The organism is Nocardioides daphniae (assembly GCF_004777465.1).
GTDB classification, from domain to species: Bacteria; Actinomycetota; Actinomycetes; order Propionibacteriales; family Nocardioidaceae; genus Nocardioides; species Nocardioides daphniae.
The window spans coordinates 282418-299401 of the sequence record NZ_CP038462.1; the positions used below are offsets into that span (position 1 = coordinate 282418).

The 16984-nt window shown below is 71.9% G+C and carries 20 protein-coding genes and 1 pseudogene; 11 read left to right on the forward strand and 10 right to left on the reverse strand.

Annotated elements, in window-relative coordinates; genetic code table 11:
• The first annotated feature begins 172 nt into the window (after positions 1-172).
• The 7 genes and pseudogenes from E2C04_RS20585 to E2C04_RS01430 all read left to right on the forward strand — a co-directional run bounded on the left by E2C04_RS20585 (position 173) and on the right by E2C04_RS01430 (position 5295).
• Complete coding sequence (locus E2C04_RS20585; protein ID WP_275106594.1) at positions 173-385, forward strand: biotin/lipoyl-containing protein; 213 nt, start codon at positions 173-175, stop codon at positions 383-385.
• Positions 382-1545 carry an acyl-CoA dehydrogenase family protein gene (locus E2C04_RS01415; RefSeq protein WP_135831241.1) on the forward strand — a complete coding sequence of 388 codons (1164 nt, stop codon included), beginning with the start codon at positions 382-384 and terminating at the stop codon, positions 1543-1545. The genes E2C04_RS20585 and E2C04_RS01415 overlap by 4 nt, the downstream gene beginning before the upstream one ends.
• Before the next feature lie 207 nt (positions 1546-1752).
• Positions 1753-1899 (forward strand): hypothetical protein, encoded by a 147-nt coding sequence (locus tag E2C04_RS17540; protein ID WP_158630551.1) that lies wholly within the window; start codon positions 1753-1755, stop codon positions 1897-1899.
• A 93-nt stretch (positions 1900-1992) separates the two neighbouring features.
• On the forward strand, positions 1993-3054 hold the full coding sequence (locus tag E2C04_RS01420) for a GAF domain-containing protein (RefSeq protein WP_238694386.1): 1062 nt from the start codon (positions 1993-1995) through the stop codon (positions 3052-3054).
• Positions 3054-3203 carry a hypothetical protein gene (locus tag E2C04_RS19030; protein WP_238694387.1) on the forward strand — a complete coding sequence of 50 codons (150 nt, stop codon included), beginning with the start codon at positions 3054-3056 and terminating at the stop codon, positions 3201-3203. The genes E2C04_RS01420 and E2C04_RS19030 overlap by 1 nt, the downstream gene beginning before the upstream one ends.
• 184 nt (positions 3204-3387) lie before the next feature.
• A pseudogene (exaC, locus tag E2C04_RS01425) lies at positions 3388-4906 on the forward strand (acetaldehyde dehydrogenase ExaC).
• Complete coding sequence (locus E2C04_RS01430; RefSeq protein ID WP_135831242.1) at positions 4906-5295, forward strand: DUF779 domain-containing protein; 390 nt, start codon at positions 4906-4908, stop codon at positions 5293-5295. The pseudogene exaC and the gene E2C04_RS01430 overlap by 1 nt, the downstream one beginning before the upstream one ends.
• An 18-nt stretch (positions 5296-5313) precedes the next feature.
• Here E2C04_RS01430 and E2C04_RS01435 read toward each other — a convergent pair whose 3' ends face one another.
• Complete coding sequence (locus E2C04_RS01435; RefSeq protein ID WP_135831243.1) at positions 5314-6027, reverse strand: anti-sigma factor; 714 nt, start codon at positions 6025-6027, stop codon at positions 5314-5316.
• Positions 6024-6632 (reverse strand): ECF RNA polymerase sigma factor SigK, encoded by a 609-nt coding sequence (sigK, locus tag E2C04_RS01440; RefSeq protein ID WP_135831244.1) that lies wholly within the window; start codon positions 6630-6632, stop codon positions 6024-6026. Before sigK (E2C04_RS01440) ends, E2C04_RS01435 begins: the two co-directional genes overlap by 4 nt.
• 98 nt (positions 6633-6730) lie before the next feature.
• On the opposite strand from sigK (E2C04_RS01440), the gene E2C04_RS01445 reads away from it, so the two are divergent.
• Positions 6731-8383 (forward strand): ABC-F family ATP-binding cassette domain-containing protein, encoded by a 1653-nt coding sequence (locus tag E2C04_RS01445; protein ID WP_135831245.1) that lies wholly within the window; start codon positions 6731-6733, stop codon positions 8381-8383.
• Between the two features lie 28 nt (positions 8384-8411).
• On the opposite strand, the gene E2C04_RS01450 is transcribed toward E2C04_RS01445, so the two are convergent.
• The 5 genes from E2C04_RS01450 to E2C04_RS01470 form a co-directional block, all read right to left on the reverse strand.
• Positions 8412-9110, reverse strand: coding sequence for an anti-sigma factor (locus E2C04_RS01450; RefSeq protein ID WP_135831246.1), 699 nt, complete (start codon positions 9108-9110; stop codon positions 8412-8414).
• A complete protein-coding gene (sigK, locus tag E2C04_RS01455) occupies positions 9107-9718 on the reverse strand; it encodes an ECF RNA polymerase sigma factor SigK (RefSeq protein ID WP_229721360.1) in 612 nt (203 codons plus the stop codon). The genes E2C04_RS01450 and sigK (E2C04_RS01455) overlap by 4 nt, the downstream gene beginning before the upstream one ends.
• 30 nt (positions 9719-9748) lie before the next feature.
• A complete protein-coding gene (locus E2C04_RS01460) occupies positions 9749-10381 on the reverse strand; it encodes a fasciclin domain-containing protein (protein WP_135831247.1) in 633 nt (210 codons plus the stop codon).
• 143 nt (positions 10382-10524) lie between these two features.
• On the reverse strand, positions 10525-12051 hold the full coding sequence (locus E2C04_RS01465) for a molybdopterin-dependent oxidoreductase (protein ID WP_135831248.1): 1527 nt from the start codon (positions 12049-12051) through the stop codon (positions 10525-10527).
• A 35-nt stretch (positions 12052-12086) separates the two neighbouring features.
• Positions 12087-12446 carry a DUF3054 domain-containing protein gene (locus E2C04_RS01470; protein ID WP_135831249.1) on the reverse strand — a complete coding sequence of 120 codons (360 nt, stop codon included), beginning with the start codon at positions 12444-12446 and terminating at the stop codon, positions 12087-12089.
• Positions 12447-12669: 223 nt separating this feature from the next.
• Here E2C04_RS01470 and E2C04_RS01475 point away from each other — a divergent pair, with 223 nt between their 5' ends.
• From E2C04_RS01475 to E2C04_RS01485, 3 genes are all read left to right on the forward strand, one after another.
• A complete protein-coding gene (locus tag E2C04_RS01475; protein WP_135831250.1) occupies positions 12670-13176 on the forward strand; it encodes a hypothetical protein in 507 nt (168 codons plus the stop codon).
• Positions 13177-13247: 71 nt separating this feature from the next.
• Positions 13248-13700, forward strand: a complete 453-nt coding sequence (locus tag E2C04_RS01480; RefSeq protein WP_135831251.1) for a pyridoxamine 5'-phosphate oxidase family protein — start codon at positions 13248-13250, stop codon at positions 13698-13700.
• 70 nt (positions 13701-13770) lie between these two features.
• The gene (locus tag E2C04_RS01485) at positions 13771-14091 is read left to right on the forward strand and encodes a hypothetical protein (RefSeq protein WP_135831252.1); all 321 of its coding nucleotides are present in this window, start codon (positions 13771-13773) and stop codon (positions 14089-14091) included.
• On the opposite strand, the gene E2C04_RS01490 is transcribed toward E2C04_RS01485, so the two are convergent.
• Genes E2C04_RS01490 through E2C04_RS01500 form a run of 3 tightly spaced genes read right to left on the reverse strand, consistent with a single transcriptional unit; the run spans position 14069 to position 16897 of the window.
• Positions 14069-14437, reverse strand: a complete 369-nt coding sequence (locus E2C04_RS01490) for a hypothetical protein (protein WP_135831253.1) — start codon at positions 14435-14437, stop codon at positions 14069-14071. The two genes, E2C04_RS01485 and E2C04_RS01490, sit on opposite strands and share 23 nt — an antisense overlap.
• A 20-nt stretch (positions 14438-14457) precedes the next feature.
• Positions 14458-14679, reverse strand: coding sequence for a putative signal transducing protein (locus tag E2C04_RS01495; protein ID WP_135831254.1), 222 nt, complete (start codon positions 14677-14679; stop codon positions 14458-14460).
• Between the two features lie 49 nt (positions 14680-14728).
• A complete protein-coding gene (locus E2C04_RS01500; RefSeq protein ID WP_135831255.1) occupies positions 14729-16897 on the reverse strand; it encodes a HelD family protein in 2169 nt (722 codons plus the stop codon).
• Positions 16898-16984 lie beyond the last annotated feature (87 nt).

Here is a 16984-nt window from a genome sequence, read left to right on the forward strand (position 1 = left end):
GACGCTCGAGCACGACGGTGTCGCCGTGACGTACGCCGTCGCCGTCGACGCCAGCAGCCTCACCGCCCCGGTGGTCCACGTGGACTCGCCGTCGGGCTACGTGAAGCTCACCAAGGTGCCCCGCTTCGTCGACCCGTCGGAGCAGGTCGCCACCGGCTCGCTGCTCGCCCCGATGCCCGGAAGCGTCATCTCCGTGGCCGTCGAGGAGGGCCAGCAGGTCACCGCCGGCCAGACCGTCCTGGTCATGGAGGCGATGAAGATGCAGCACACCATCACGGCACCCACCGACGGTGTGGTCGCCAATATCAGCGTGAAGCCCGGCAGCCAGGTCGGCGCCGGCGACGTCCTCGCGGTCGTCGAGGGTGAAGAAGGAGCAGAGGCATGACGGTTGCGTTCACCGAGCCCGAGGAGCGCGTCGCGCTGCGCGAGGCGGTCGCCAAGCTGGCCGGCAAGTACGGCCGCGAGTACGTCGAGAAGCAGGCGCGCGAGGGTGGCAAGACCACCGAGCTGTGGCAGGAGATGGGCCGCAACGGCTTCCTGGGCGTCAACATCGCCGAGGAGTACGGCGGCGGTGGCGGCGGCATGTCCGACCTGGCCGCGGTGCTCGAGGAGTGCGCCGGCCAGGGTGCCCCGCTGCTGATGATGGTGGTCTCGCAGGCCATCTGCGGCTCGATCATCGGCCGCTACGGCACCGAGGAGCAGAAGCAGCGGTGGCTGCCCGGCATCGCCGACGGCTCGATCACCATGGCCTTCGGCATCACCGAGGCCGACGCGGGCTCCAACTCCCACAACATCACCACCACCGCGAGCCGCGACGGTGACGAGTGGGTGCTGAAGGGCCAGAAGACCTACATCTCCGGTGTCGACGAGGCGCAGCTGGTGCTGATCGTCGCGCGCACCGAGGACGCGAAGACCGGCAAGCTGAAGCCGGCGCTCTTCGTGGTGCCGACCGACGCCGAGGGCTTCTCCAAGCAGGTCATCCCGATGGCCTGGTCGGCGCCCGAGAAGCAGTTCACCCTCTTCATCGACGACGTCCGGCTGCCGGCCGACGCGCTCGTCGGCGACGAGGACGCCGGTCTGGTGCAGCTCTTCGCGGGCCTCAACCCCGAGCGCATCATGGGTGCGGCCTTCTCCTGCGGCATGGCGAAGTTCGCCATCGACCGCGCCGTGGAGTACGCCAAGACCCGCACCGTCTGGAAGGCGCCGATCGGCTCCCACCAGGGCATCGCGCACCCGCTTGCCAAGGCCAAGATCGAGCTGGAGCAGGCCCGCCTGCTCTGGCAGAAGGCGGCCGCGCTCTACGACGCCGGTGACGACTTCGGCGCCGGTGAGTACGCCAACATGGCGAAGTACGCCGGTGGCGAGATCGCCTGCAACGCGACCGACGTCGCGGTCCACACCCACGGCGGCAACGGCCTCACCGTCGAGTACGGCCTCGCCAACATGATGGTCGCCGCTCGCCTGGGCCGGATCGCTCCGGTCAGTCGCGAGATGATCCTCAACTTCGTGGCCATGCACTCGCTGGGTCTGCCGAAGTCCTACTGAGGTCCCGCCCCTCCGGTCAGGGGCCACGGCCCAAGAAGTCCACGACGCCGCCCGTCCCGCTGAGCGGGGCGGGCGGCGTCGTGCGTGGCGAACCTCCGCCGTGGTGGCCCCCTCTGCCTCTCATTTCTGCACCGAGCGCGTTTGGGTCTCCCGAGCCCCGGGCAGTGATGGGGGGGCCGACACCATCGAACGAAGTGAGGGATCCACGTGCGACGCAGGTCCACGAGCGCCGCGACCACCGTCCTGCTGATGACGCTGGCCGCTGCCAGCAGCATCGACGACGACGACCGGGCGCCGCTGCAGGTGCTGCCCGACGGCGAGGACGCGCTCGAGACCCTCCCGGTCGCCTCCTGATCCACCCCGCTGCCGCGCTCCTTGGCGCGCAGCGACGGCGCCGTCCTGGCCATTTTTCTGGCCATTCTTGGTGTGACCCAGTTCACTGGGCCTGTGGCGATCCGTCCCCCGATGCGGGCCGAGGTGGCCGAGTCGTGGCACCGCTCGGCCGCCGCCGGCGTGCGCCCGGACGTCGACGAGGCCCCGATCACGCTCGACGTCGACCTGCTGCGGGACCACCGCGAGGCCCACCCGCTGGCAGCGGTCTTCCCGGCGCTCGACGACGTCCTCGGTCAGGCAGCCCGTGACTTCGACGCGGTGATGGCCGTCTCCGACGCCTCCGCCCAGCTGCTCTGGGTCTGCGGCAGCCCGTCGGCGCTGCGGCAGGCCGAGCGGATCGGCTTCGTCGAGGGCTCCAACTGGGACGAACGGCTCGCCGGGACCAACGCCCCCGGCGTCGCGCTGACCCTCGACCGGCCGGTCGCGGTGATCGGCCAGGAGCACTTCCGACGCTCGGTGCAGCAGTGGAGCTGTGCCGCCTCGCCGATCCATCACCCGACGACACGAGAGGTGCTGGGCGTGCTCGACGTGACCGGAGGGGCCGAGGTCGCCGCTCCGCAGACCCTGGCGATGGTGCGGGCCGCGGCCCGGATGGCGGAGAGCGAGCTGGCGCAACGGCTGCTGTCGGCCGGGCCGCCGGTGCCCGAGTCGCGGGGGACGTTGACCCTCCACGTCGAGGCGCTCGGGCGCAGCGAGGCACTGGTGACGGTGACCTCGGGCGGGCGGCGCCGTGAGCGGCTGCGGCTCAGTCCGCGGCACAGCGAGATCCTGGTGCTGCTGGCCTCCGCCCCGCGCGGACTCTCCGGCGACGAGCTCGCGGTCCTGCTCTACGAGGACGACCAGGGCACGTCGACGCTGCGCGCCGAGGTGAACCGGTTTGCGGCAGGTGCTCGGCGACGAGCTGCTCGCCTCGCGTCCGTACCGGCTGCGGGCCGAGGTGCACGGCGACTGGCTCGGCGTCGAGGCAGCGACGACCTCGGGCGACGTGGCCAGCGCACTGTCGGCGTACTCGGGCGAGCTGTTGCCCCGGTCGGTGGCCCCGGCGTGCAGCGGCTGCGCGACGCCCTGGCCGACGACCTGAGGACCCGGTTGATCACCTCCGGCGCGCCGACCTGATGTCGACCTGGACCCGTACGACGTGGGGGCGCGACGACTACGGGATGTGGCTGGCCCAGCGTGCCGTGATCGGGCCGGGGTCGCCGCTGCTGCCGCTGGTGGACGGCCAGATCGCCCGGCTCGACCGCGAGCTCGGCAGCCCGCGCTGACCTTCCCTCCGCTGAGGTCGTCGTGTGCCGCAGCCACCGCCGGTCATGACGCCCGCAGGAAGGCGAGGGCCCCGGCTGCAACGTCGACGCAACGTTGCACTTCCTAGCGTGTGAGCCACGTCACCGAGGCGCGATCCCCCCGGCGTCTCGGTGACGCTCCAACTCACCTCCCGAGGAGCCCGAAGTGACGATCCACGCAGCCCCTGGTTCAGCCGACTCGACCGTCGAGGTCAAGTCCCGTTACGAGCACTACATCGGCGGCGAGTGGGTCGCGCCGGTGAAGGGCCAGTACTTCGAGAACGTCTCGCCGGTCAACGGCAAGGTCTTCACCGAGGTCGGTCGCGGCACCGCCGAGGACATCGAGGCCGCGCTCGACGCCGCCGAGGCCGCAGCGCCGGCGTGGGGGCGTACGTCCCCCGCGGAGCGGGCGAACATCCTCAACAAGATCGCCGACCGGATCGAGGACAACCTCACCGACCTGGCCGTGATCGAGACCTGGGACAACGGCAAGGCGGTCCGCGAGACCCTCAACGCCGACCTCCCCCTCGCGGTCGACCACTTCCGCTACTTCGCCGGCTGCATCCGCGCGCAGGAGGGCGGGATCTCCGAGATCGACGAGACGACCTACGCCTACCACTTCCACGAGCCGCTGGGCGTGGTCGGCATATCATCCCGTGGAACTTCCGATCCTGATGGCGGTCTGGAAGCTGGCGCCCGCCCTGGCCGCCGGCAACGCGGTCGTGCTCAAGCCGGCCGAGCAGACCCCCTGGTCGATCCTCAAGCTCGTCGAGCTGGTCGGCGACCTGCTCCCGCCGGGCGTGCTCAACGTCGTCAACGGCTTCGGCGTGGAGGCCGGCAAGCCGCTGGCCTCCAACAAGCGGATCCGCAAGATCGCCTTCACCGGCGAGACCACCACCGGCCGCCTGATCATGCAGTACGCCAGCGAGAACATCATCCCGGTGACCCTCGAGCTCGGCGGCAAGAGCCCGAACGTCTTCTTCGACTCGATCGCCACCGAGCGCGACGCCTTCTACGACAAGGCGCTCGAGGGCTTCACGATGTTCGCCCTCAACCAGGGCGAGATCTGCACGTGCCCGTCGCGCGCGCTGGTGCAGCGCAGCATGTACGACCAGTTCGTGCCCGACGCCGTCGAGCGGGTCAAGGCGATCAAGCAGGGCAACCCGCTCGACGAGTCGGTGATGATGGGTGCCCAGGCCTCCAACGACCAGCTCGAGAAGATCCTCTCCTACCTCGACATCGGCAAGCAGGAGGGCGCCACGCTGCTCACCGGCGGCGAGCGGCTGGTCCTCGACGGCGACCTGGCCGAGGGGTTCTACGTGCAGCCGACGATCTTCGAGGGCAACAACGCGATGCGGATCTTCCAGGAGATCTTCGGTCCGGTGGTCTCGCTGACCTCCTTCGACGACGAGGCCGACGCGCTCAAGATCGCCAACGACACCCTGTACGGCCTGGGTGCCGGCGTGTGGACCCGCGACGGCTCGCAGGCCTTCCGCGCCGGACGCTCGATCGAGGCCGGCCGGGTGTGGACCAACTGCTACCACGCCTACCCGGCCCACGCGGCCTTCGGCGGCTACAAGCAGTCGGGCATCGGACGCGAGAACCACAAGATGATGCTCGACCACTACCAGCAGACGAAGAACCTGCTCGTCTCCTACAGCGCGGACAAGCTGGGCTTCTTCTGATGGACGACCGGGCCGTCGAGCGGGTCGGCCTCACCGACCAGGCGGTGGACCTCGTCCGCCGCCTGGTCGGCGTGCACGGGCCGGTCATGTTCCACCAGTCGGGCGGCTGCTGCGACGGGTCCTCGCCGATGTGCTTCCCGGTCGGCGAGTTCCGCACCGGCGACGCGGACGTCCTGCTCGGCAGCGTACGGGTGGACGCGGAGGGTCAGGAGTCGGTCGAGGTGTGGATGTCTGCCGCCCAGTTCGCCTACTGGAGCCACACCCACCTCACCATCGACGTGGTGAAGGGGCGCGGCGCCGGCTTCTCGTTGGAGGCGCCCGAGGGGGTGCGGTTCCTGATCCGCTCGCGGCTCTTCACCGACGAGGAGGCGGCCGCACTGGGCGGCTAGGGCGGGGGCCGGAGCCGCTCAGCCGTCGACCAGGTCGAAGAGCGCGATCGGCTCCGACGTGGGCGCCTTCGAGCCGCCGACCGGCTCGACGGTGATCCCGACCCCGGTCGCGTCGGCGGCCGAGCCGTCGAGCAGCAGGGTCTGGTTGGGCACCGGCTCCATCACGCCGGCCGGGACCATGTCGTCCTCCGGCGTCTGGAACCAGACCTGGTAGACCTTGCCCTCGGGCGGGGCGACCATGTCCTCGGTCATCAGCACGGCACGGTCCTCGCTCACCGAGCGTACGACCGTGGCGCGGCCCGCCTCACCGAGGTCGACGACGTCACGCTCGGCGTCGTCGGCGCTGATCACCTGCTCGGCGGCGGTCAGCGGCGGGGCCTCGGACTCCCACGGGCTCCACGCGCTGATCCCGACGCCGGCCGCGGCCACCACGGCGGCGGCAGCGGCGAACATCAAGGGCAGTCGGCGACGCCGGCGGGCAGCCAGCTCGTCGTGCGGCACGACCGGCGGCAGCGGGCGGACCCGGGCGATCGCGCCCAGCACGCCGTCGCGCAGCTCGGGCGGTGGACCCAGCGGCTCCAGCTCGGCCAGCAGCGCAGCAGTCTCGCGCAGCTCGGCGACCTCCTGCGCGCACGCGGGGCACTCGCCCACGTGGGTCTCGAAGAGGAGCCGCTCGTCGCGGTCGAGCGCGTCCAGGGCGTAGGCACCGGTGAGCAGGTGGATGTCGTTCATCGTGCCACCCCCAAGGCGTCGCGCAGGCGGATGAGCCCGTCCCGGATCCTTGTCTTGGCGGTGCCGAGCGGCACCTCGAGCATGCTGGCCACCTCAGTGTGCGTGTAGCCGCCGAAGTAGGCCAGCTCGACGGCCTGGCGCTGCGCCGGCGTCAGTTCGGCGACGGCACGGCGTACGCGGTGCCCCTCCAGAGCAGCCTGCGCCGCCTCGGCGGTCTGGTCGTGGTCGAGCGGCCGGGCGACCTGCTCCCAGACCTGTTCCCGACGGACGGCGCTCTCGCTGGCCCGGACCCGGTCGACGGCCGCGCGGTGCACGATCGTCATCAGCCACGCGAGGGCGGAGCCCCGGGTGGGGTCGAACCGCGCGCTCTGGCGCCACACCAGGAGGTAGGCCTCCTGGGTGACCTCCTGCGCGTGGCTGGGGTTGCGCAGCACCCGCACCGCCAGGCCGTACGCCTGGGCACAGGTGGCGTCGTAGAACTGGGCGAACGCCTGCTGGTCACCCTGCGCGGAGGCCCGGAGCAGGGCCGCCACGTCGGGAGACGCGCTCCCTCCGGAGCTCCCCGGCTCGGGGCCCTCGGACGGCAGGGGCCGGAGGTGGTCCACGTGAATCCTCTGGTCGTGCGGCGAGACGATGACTACACCTTGGCACCGGCGCTCGGGCTGTCGCCAGGTAGGCCCACCCAGCGGCCTAGGCTGGGCCGGTGAGTGGAACCCTCGTCGCGAAGGGCCTGGCCGGGGGCCACGGCCACCGCACCCTTTTCGAAGGACTTGACCTGACCGTCGCACCCGGCGACGTCGTCGGCGTGCTCGGCGCCAACGGCTCCGGCAAGTCGACCTTGCTGCGCGTCCTCGCGGGCCTGGACGAGCCGCTCGAGGGCACCGTCTCCCTCGCGCCGGCCGACGCCTTCGTCGGCTGGCTGCCCCAGGAGCACGAGCGGATCGACGGCGAGACGGTCGCGGCGTACGTCGCCCGGCGTACGGGCGCCGCCGAGGCGACCGCGGAGATGGAGCGCACCGCGGCGCTCCTCGGCAGCGACGAGCCCGGCATCGACGACGCGTACGCCGTCGCCTTCGACCGCTGGATGGTCTCGGGCGCCGCCGACCTCGACGACCGGCTCCCCGGGCAGCTCGCCGAGCTCGGCCTGGAGGTCGGCCCGGACGCCCTGATGACCGCGCTCTCGGGGGGTCAGGCCGCGCGGGTCGCGCTGGCGGCGCTCTTGCTCAGCCGCTTCGACGTGGTGCTGCTCGACGAGCCCACCAACGACCTCGACCTGGCCGGGCTGGCGGTGCTGGAGGGCTTCGTACGCAGCCTGCGCGCCGGCGTCGTCCTGGTCTCCCACGACCGCGAGTTCCTGGCCCGGTGCGCGACCCGGATCGTCGAGCTCGACCTCGCCCAGAACGAGGTCTCCGTGCACGACGGCGGCTACGACTCCTTCCTGGCCGAGCGGGCGGTCGCCAAGCGGCACGCGCGCGAGGCCTACGAGGAGTTCGCCGAGAAGAAGGCCGACCTCGTGGCCCGCGCCCGGACGCAGCGCGAGTGGAGCTCGCAGGGCGTGCGCAACGCGATGAAGAAGAGCCCCGACAACGACAAGATCCGACGCCGGGCGCAGGTCGAGTCGAGCGAGAAGCAGGCGCAGAAGGTGCGCCAGATGGAGACGCGGATCGCCCAGCTCGACGAGGTCGCCGAGCCCCGCAAGGAGTGGGTGCTGCAGTTCGACATCGCGGCCGCACCGCGCGGCTCCTCGGTGGCCGCGGTGCTGGACGGGGCCGTGGTGCGCCGGCGTCGGCCGTCGGGGGAGGAGTTCGTGCTCGGACCGGTCTCGCTGCAGGTCAGCGCCGGTGACCGGATCGGCATCACCGGCCCCAACGGTGCCGGCAAGACCACCCTGCTGTCGCTGCTGCTCGGCGAGGTCGAGCCCGACGAGGGGCGGTCGTCGCTCGGCGCCACGGTCGCCGTCGGCCGGATCGACCAGGCCCGCACGGGCCTCGACCACGCACTGCCGTTGGGCGACGCCTTCGAGGCCGTCATGCCCGACATGGCGCCCGCCGATGTGCGGACCCTGCTGGCGAAGTTCGGCCTGAAGGCCGACCACGTCGCCAGCCCGGTCGGACGACTCTCGGGCGGCGAGCGCACCCGCGCGGCGATGGCGCTGCTCCAGGCTCGCGGCGTCAACCTGCTGGTGCTCGACGAGCCCACCAATCACCTCGACCTGCCGGCGATCGAGCAGCTCGAGCAGGCGCTGGGGTCGTACGCCGGCACCCTGCTGCTGGTCTCCCACGACCGGCGGCTGCTCGAGAACGTCAGCGTCGACCAGCGCTGGCACGTGGAAGCCGGTCAGGTCACCCGGCTCTGACCGCGTGTAGGCGCGGCGTCCGGGCGCGTCAGCTGAGGTCGAAGAGCGCGATCGGCTCCGTGGTCGGCGCGGGTGACCCGCCCTCGGGCTCGACGGTGATCCCGGCGCCGATCGCCTCGCTGGCGTCGCCGTCGAGCAGGACCGTCTGGTTGGGCACGCGCTCCATCAGGGCCGCCGGCACCATGTCGTCGTCCGGGGTCTGCAACCAGACCTGGAAGACCTTCCCCTCCGGCGGCTCGACCATGTCCTCGGTGATGAGGACGGCGCGGTGCTCGCTCGCCGAGCGGACCACGGTGGCCCTGCCGGCCTCGCCCAGGTCGACCACGGCCCGGACGGCGTCCTCGGCCTGCAGCACGCGCTGGGTGGCGGTCGGTGCGGCCTCGTCGGAGGACCACGGGCTCCAGGCCACGACGCCGGTGCCGACGACCAGCGCAGCGACGGCGGCGACCAGGAGCGGGAGGAAGCGGGAGACGCGGAGACGTCGCGCGTGCGGGACCACGGGCGGCAGGGGTCGTACCTGGGAGACAGCGGTGAGCACGGCGTCGCGCAGGGTCGGGGGAGGAGTCGTGGCCTGTCCCTCGCCCAGGAGCGCAGCGGTCTCCCGCAGCGACTCGACCTCCTCGGTGCACTCCGGGCACTGCGCCAGGTGCTCCTTGAAGCGGGCCCGCTCGAGCTCGTCGAGCGCGTCCAGGGCGTACGCGCCCGAGAGCAGATGGATGTCGTTCATGATCCCACCCCCAGGGTGTCGCGCAGCCTGATCAGGCCGTCTCGGATACGGGTCTTGGCCGTGCCCAGCGGCACGTCCAGCAGGGTGGCCACCTCGGTGTGCGTGTAGCCGCCGAAGTAGGCGAGCTCGATCGCCTGGCGCTGCACCGGCGTGAGCTCGGCGACCGCGCTGCGTACGCGGCGCCCCTCCAGTGAGGCATGGACGGTCTCGGCGGTGTCGTCGTGGTCGACCGGTCGGGCTGCCCGCTCCCAGGTGACCTCGCGCTGGGAGGAGCTCTCGACCGAGCGGACGCGGTCGACGGCCTTGCGGTGCACGATGGTCAGCAGCCAGGCGAGCACGGAGCCCCGCGACTCCTCGTAGCGGGCGCTCTGGCGCCACACGTCGAGGTAGGCCTCCTGGGTGACCTCCTGGGCGTGGCTCGGGTTGCGCACCACGCGCAGGGCCAGGCCGTACGCCTTGTCGCCGGTGAGGTCGTAGAACCGGGCGAACGCGGACTCGTCCCCGCGCGCGGCCTGTCGCAGCAGGTGGGCGAGGTCGGGGACCGTGCCCACCCCGGAGGGCCCCGCGGCGGCGGGGTCCTCCGGGGGGAGGGGCCTCAGGTGGTCCACGTCAGTCCTTGGCTCTGGTCGTTCGATCGATCAGGGCATGAGCACCGTGTCGATGACGTACACCTTGGCGTTGGCGGTGGAGACGTTGCCGCAGACGACGGCCGCGCCGTCGACGGTCCACTCCTCGCCGGAGCCCTCGACCATCACCATGTCGCCGTTGAGCGTCTCGTGCTCGCCGCCGATGGCGTCGGGGCCGGCCGCCTTGCCGACCACGTGGTGGGTCAGCACCTTGGTCAGGGCGTCCTTGTCGGCGAGGAGCGCGTTGAGGTCCTTCTCCGGGATCTTGGCGAAGGCCTCGTCGGTGGGCGCGAAGACGGTGAGCTCCTCGGCCGAGTTGAGGGTGTCGACCAGGCCGGCCTGCTTGATGGCGGCGGTCAGGGTCTTCAGCAGCGGGTTGCCCGCGGCGGCGGTCGCGACCGGCTGCTCGGCCATCGTGGCGGCCGATCCGTCACCCTCGGTCGGGAGGGAGTCACAGGCCGGGCCGAAGGGCGCGTCGGCGGCAGGCGCCATCGACTCGTCCTCCATGGGCGTCGGGGTGGCCGACGAGCTGGTCTCGGAGCTGCTGGCGTTGTTGTCGTCGCTGTCGTCGCCGCAGGCGGAGAGCCCGAGAGACAGGGTGAGCGCGAGTGCAGCCAGTCCGGCGGTGCGGTTCGAGAGCTTCATGATCGTGCCTTTCGAGTGGAGGACGGAGTCCGTGGACCGGAGCTCCGGGGCCGTTCTTCGGGCCCTGTCACGTGGTCTTCGGAGCGGCCGCGGCATCGGATTGGGCATTGGACAAACCTTTTACAAAAAACTTGGTTCGCGCCTCAGGAGACGGTCACGGCGATCTCCTGGATGCCGCTCGACCCGCTCGGGAAGGGCGTCCGCCGGACCGACTCCTGCAGCGTCCCGTCCTTGCCGCGAGCGCGGCAGGCCAGGTAGTGCGTGCCCTCCTCGGCCTGCCACGGCAGGTACCACTGGCGCCAGTGGTCGTCGCCGACGTCGGGGCCCAGCTCGGCCGTGCGCCACGCCTGACCGTCGATGCGCACCTCGACGCTCTCGATCCCTACGTGCTGCGCCCAGGCGACGCCGCCGATCACCAGCTCGCCGGCCTTCTCGTCGGCCAGCGCCCTGGGGGTGTCGATGCGGCTCGAGATCCTGATCGGGGCGTCGGTCGCCCAGTCACGCTCGGTCCAGTAGGCCTGCTGCTCGTCGTAGGTGGTGAGCGTCATCCGGGTGATCCACTTGCAGGCGGAGACGAAGCCGTAGAGCCCGGGCACGACCATCCGCGCCGGGAAGCCGTGGGCCAGCGGCAGCGCGGAGCCGTTCATGCCGATGGCGATCATCGAGTCGCGGCCGTCGAGGGCGACGCGCAGCGGCGTGGAGATGGTCATCCCGTCGACGTCGGTGGAGAGGATCTGGTCGGCCGAGGTGCCCTCGATCCCGGCGCGCGCCAGCAGGTCGCCCAGTGGCACTCCGAGCCAGCGAGCGCTGCCGACGTACGGGCCCCCGACCTCGTTGGAGACGCAGGTGAGCGTGATGTCGCGCTCCGTCAGCGGCATCGCCGTCAGCTCGTCGAAGGTGAAGCTGACCTCCCGCTCCACGTCGCCGTCGATCGTCAGCGACCACTGGTCGAGGTCGACCCGCGGCAGCATCAGACGGGTGTCGATCCGGTAGAAGTCGCTGGTGGGCGTGCGCAGCGGGGTGATGCCAGGGACCGTCTCCTCCAGCCCACGGGGGAAGGGGCCCGCCGGGTCCGAGGCCGCCGGGAGCACGACGTCGGCGACCTGCTGCGCCCGGCGTACGAGCCACTCGCCACCGGCTGCGAGCCCTGCGGCGACCGCTGCGAGGCCGGCACCGGCCAGCAGCACCCCGCGGCGGCTCGGGGCGGACGAGGCGGCGGCGACAGCTCCCGTACGCGCGTCCAGACGCACCAGCCAGAGCAGGACGCCGGCGCCACTCACCGCGGCGGCGACGCCGGGGAGCAGGGCGGCGGGGCCAGCGCCCGGGCGTGCCACGGCCGCTGCTGTGCCGATGCTGGCCAGCACGACCAGGGCCACGGCGCCCACCGTGGGTCGGCGGCGCGCGACGACGCCTGCGAGAGCGGCCAGGAGCAGGACGACGGCGACCACGCTGCCCAGCAGGACTGCCTTGTCGGCGGTCCCGAGCTCAGCGACCGCCCACTCCTTCACCGGCGTGGGTGTCAGGTCGACGACGGTGGACCCGACCGCGTAGACCGGTGAGGCGTCGGGGACGGTCAGCGCCGCCACCAGGTGGGCCAGGGCGATCCCGACGCAGGTCGCGACGACTCCGTGGAGCGCGTGGCGGGCGGTGGCTCTCGTGGGTGTCTGCACACCCGGTGTTCGTGGCGGAGCGCCGGTCGGATGGGTCAGCGGCGGCGTGCCACCAGCAGCGCGACCAGCCGCCACCCGACGAGCGTGGCCAGGGTGAACCCGGTCGCCACCAGCACGAAGGCCAGCGCAGTGCCGTCGCCGGTCGCGAGCCGCAGCGCCATCCCGACCACCACGGTGCTCACCCAGACCACCAGGCCGGAGGTGACGGTCCACGGCACCTGGCGCAGCGCATGCGCCAGCCCGAGCCCGACCAGGAAGGGCCAGGCCACGTCGGCGACCTCGGTGACGCCCACGGCGCCGTCGTGGTGCGTACGGGCGCCCAGCGTCGCGAAGACCACGACCAGGACGGCGTCGAGCGCGAGTGTGCCGAGACGGCGTACGTAGGGGCTGCTCATGGGTCGATCCTCCCAGCCCGGCGAGCGCTTGTCGCGCGCAGGCGTGGCCGGTGGCGAGAAGTGGTGGCGGGAGGTGCGCGGAGATGGTGGCGAGAAGTGGTGTCCAGAAAAGGTGGACAGGGTCTTCCCCCGAGCGCGGCGGTGTGGGATCCTGCAGCGCCCTCTCGTACCCAGCCAAGGAGAACCATGAGTCACCTCGTCCGTCGCGTCGGTCCCCGCCACCGTGGCTGCGCTCTGCGCGCTCTCCCTCGTCGGGTGCGGTGCGGGCGAGAAGGCGGTCGAGGAGGCCAGCAACAAGGCGATCGAGAAGGCGCTGGAGGACGACGGGGCCAAGGACGTCGACATCGACTCCGAGGACGGCTCGGTGAAGATCGAGACCGAGGACGGCACCACCGCCTACGGCGAGGACCTGGACATGCCGGGCGGGTTCCCCTCCGACGTGCCGCTGCCGCTGGCCGACCGTTCGATCATCTCCGCCACCACGAACAAGAACGAGATGGCCGTGATGATGGCGCTCACGGACCCCGACCTGGCCGCCGAGGAGAAGCACCTGGTGGGCGGCTTCGAGGAGGCCGGCTACACGGTCAGCGACAAGGTGAGCAGCCAGGCCGAGGGCATGGAGATGCTCATGTTCACCGCCACCAAGGGCTCGACCCAGGTGAGCGTCAGCATCACCGGTGAGCAGGGCGGCGAGTCCAACGCGATGTACGCCGTCACCCAAGGCTCCTGACTTCTTGCCCGGGGTGACTTGCCCGGGGTGACTTGCCCGGGGTGACTTGCCCGGGGTGACAGGGTGACGCCATGAGCATCTTCCGTCCCGGGTGGGACGCCTTCCCCGCCAAGCTGTGGGACTTCTACGGCGAGTACCACCTCAACACGCTGACGACCCTGCGCCCCGACGGTCGTCCGCACGTCGTGCCGGTGGGCGTCACCCTCGACCCCGAGAACAAGTGCGCCTGGATCATCACGCGCGCCGGCTCGCGCAAGGTGAAGAACGTGGAGGCGGGGTCGGCCACCCCCCAGGGCGCGCGCGTCGCCGTCTGCCAGGTCGACGGACCGCGCTGGTCGACGATCGAGGGCCGGGCGACGGTCGTGACCGACGCGCCGTCGATCGCCCGCGCGGTCGAGCTGTACGCCGCCCGCTACCGCCAGCCCTCCGACAGCCCGACGCGCGTCGCGATCCGCATCGAGCTCGACCGGATCGTGCACGGCCCGATGCTGCTCGACGACCCGCCGACCCTCCCGGGGCGCTGACCCGCACCACTGCTCGGCCAGTGCTCGGAAAGCGCTCGACCCGGCCGCGGCCGGCCGCTACGGTGCGTGCGTGACCTCGACTCCTGGCGGCCTGGGCCGCAGCACCCAGCGCGCCATCGGTGCAGTGATCCTGCTGGTGGCCGGCATGGTCAGCCTGCCGTTCTCGGCGGCCTTCCTCGACCGTGAGGGCACCGAGAGCTGGATCCTCCCGGTGCAGTTCGCCGTGATGGCAGCGCTCGGCGCCGAGACCGCCGTCGTCCTGCCAGCGCTCGCGCGTCCGGGCGCCACGACCGTACGTCGTGCGCTCACCGGCGTCGGCTGGGGACTGCTGGCTGCTCTGGTCGGGGTGGCCGTCTTCTGGTTGCTGCTCAACGGCTTCGAGGGCGCGTGACTCCTGAGTGGTGCCCCCGGTAGGGCACGAAGAGCCGCGCCAGGAAGGCGTCCAGCTCCTGCGCCATCTCGTCGTCCAGGTCCGGGAACGAGAAGGTCGCCCTCCCGGTCCGCCGCGCACGGAAGCGGTCGGACGCCTCCGTCAACGTCTCGGGCCAGGCGTCGACGGCGATCGCGTAGAGGCTGACCTTCCTGGCGCTGCGTTGCACCGCCGCGAAGTAGTCGTGCGCCTTGGCGCCGGGCCACCGCAACGACGGCATCCCGTAGATCGACGACTCTTCCAGGTCACCGCGGTAGGGGGCGAGAGCGGCCCAGATCCTGGCCTCGACCGCGTGGAGGTCAGCCATGGGTCACCTTTCGGGGGTGGTCACGGCCGCAGCCAGGACCCGAGGTCGGCGTCGGTCAGCAGCTGACGCGCCTCGACCTCCTGCTCGTCGGGCACCATCACGCGCATCGGGATCGCCATGATCGACCCCTCGATCGCGCTCATGTTGCGGTCGGTGACCTGGTGCGGGATGCCGGCGTCCTGGAGCAGCGCCTCGATCATCCCCACCAGCGCCACGTCGTTGCTGCGGACCAGCTCCACCATGTCGACTCCTCCGCCGGGGGTTGATCAGCGTACGCCCCCGCCGGGAGCCTCAGCCCTCGACGACCGTCAGCAGCTGCGTGGCGCGGGTGAGCACGACGTACAGCGTCGCGCGGCCGGTGCTCGACTCGGACTCGATCTCCTCGGGTCGCACCACGACGATGCCGTCGAACTCGAGTCCCTTGGTGTCGACGCCGGTCAGCACGACGACGCGGTCGTCGCCGGACGGCGCCACGGAGTCGTCGATCGCGGCGCGCGCGCCCTTGGCGTCGGCCGCGAACTCCTCCCACGAGGCGAGCCAGCCGTTGACCTCGGAGCGGCGCGCGACCGGCACGACGATGCCGACGGTGCCGGCGACCCGGCCCGCGATCTCGGTGACGGCCTTGCGGACCGTCGCCTGCAGGTCGTCGCCGGCCGGCACCACGACCGGGTGCTCACCGGTCGAGCGGACCGCCTCGGGCAGGTCGGCGTCGAGGCCGACGCGCTTCGCGTACGCCTCGGCGTGGGCGTAGATCTCCGACGAGTTGCGGTAGTTCTTCGACAGGTGGAAGGAGTGCACCTCCTTGCCCTGCAGCGCCTCCGCACGGGCCTGCTCGGCCTCGGCGCGCACCGGCCACGACGACTGGGCGGGGTCGCCCACGATCGTCCACGAGGCGGTGCGGCCCCGGCGTCCGACCATCCGCCACTGCATCGGCGTGAGGTCCTGCGCCTCGTCGATGAGCACGTGCGCGAACGGGTCGTCGTCGATCCGGTAGGTCGGCGGGCGCCACGAGCGGCCGCCGGCGAACTCGCGGTCGGAGACGGTGGTGAGCTCCTGCAGGTCGCCGCCGACGTGGTCGTCGAGGCTGTGGTCCTCGTCCGTACGCAGCGGGACGTCGCCGATCAGGTAGCGCAGCTCGTCGAGCAGCGGGACGTCCTCGACGCTCAGGCTCGGGTCGCCGGCCCACGAGTCGAGCAGCAGCTTCTGCTCCTCAGCACTCAGCACGCCGTCGCTCACCCGGGCCAGCAGCGCGGGGTCGCGCAGCCAGGTCAGCACGTCGGCGGCGTCGAGCGGCGGCCACCACTCGACCGCGAAGTCGAGGAAGCGGCGGTCGTCGAGCATGTCGGAGTTGAAGAGCTCGCGCCCGCGCTCGCGGCCACGGTCGCTGCGCACCTGGCGCCACATGGCGTCGAGGAGCGTCGAGGCGACGCGGGAGATCTGGCGGTTGCGCTCGCCGTTCGACATCAGCTGGCGGCGCAGCTTGCCGAGCAGGGAGGGGTCGAGGCGGATCTTGGTGTCGCGCCAGAAGATCTCGAACTCGCGCGGGCTGCCGGGCGCCTGCTGGCGCGCGGTGCGGCGCAGCAGCTCGGCCATCCGGGCGGCACCCTTGACGTCGGCGACGGCCGGCACGTCGTGGCGGGTCGCACGGACCCCGTCGACGACCTCGCCGAGCGACCGCAGCGCGACCGCGGTCTCGCCGAGCGAGGGCAGCACGCGCTCGATGTAGCGCATGAAGACGCCCGAGGGGCCGACGACGAGCACGCCGCCGGACTCGTAGCGGCGGCGGTCGGAGTAGAGGAGGTACGCGGCGCGGTGCAGCGCCACGACCGTCTTGCCGGTGCCGGGGCCGCCGGAGATGGAGACGACGCCCTTGCCGGGCGCGCGGATCGCCTTGTCCTGCTCGGCCTGGATGGTGGCGACGATCGAGTGCATCGAGCGGTCGCGGGCCCGCGAGAGCTGCGCCATCAGGGCGCCCTCGCCGACGATCGGCAGGTCGGTCTCGACGGAGTCGTCGAGCAGCTCGTCCTCGACCCCGACGACGGTGCGGTGGTCGGCGCGCAGCACGCGACGGCGTACGACGCCCGACGGCTCGGCGGCCGTGGCCTGGTAGAAGACGGCGGCGGCGGGGGCACGCCAGTCGATCAGCAACGAGTCGCGGTCGTCGTCGCGCAGACCGATGCGGCCGATGTAGCGCGGCGCCGGGTCGAGCTCGGGGCGCAGGTCGAGGCGGCCGAAGACCAGACCCTCGTGGGCGGCGTCGAGCTGGGCGATCCGCTTGGCGGCCTGGAAGACCATGGCGTCGCGCTCGACGAGACCACCTTCGTGGCCGAGCGCGCCACGCCCGTGGCCCTCCTTGGCCAGCTGCTGCGCGGCGGTGGCGGACTTCTCCAGCTGGACGTACACCCGGTCGACGAAGGCCTGCTCAGCGGCGACCTCGCGCTCCACGATTTCCTCGGGCAACTCTGCTCTCTCCACTTCCACGACGGCGGTCACCGGCTCAGACAAGTGGACAAGACTACCCCCGCCCGCCCGGGGTCACGGGCGGGC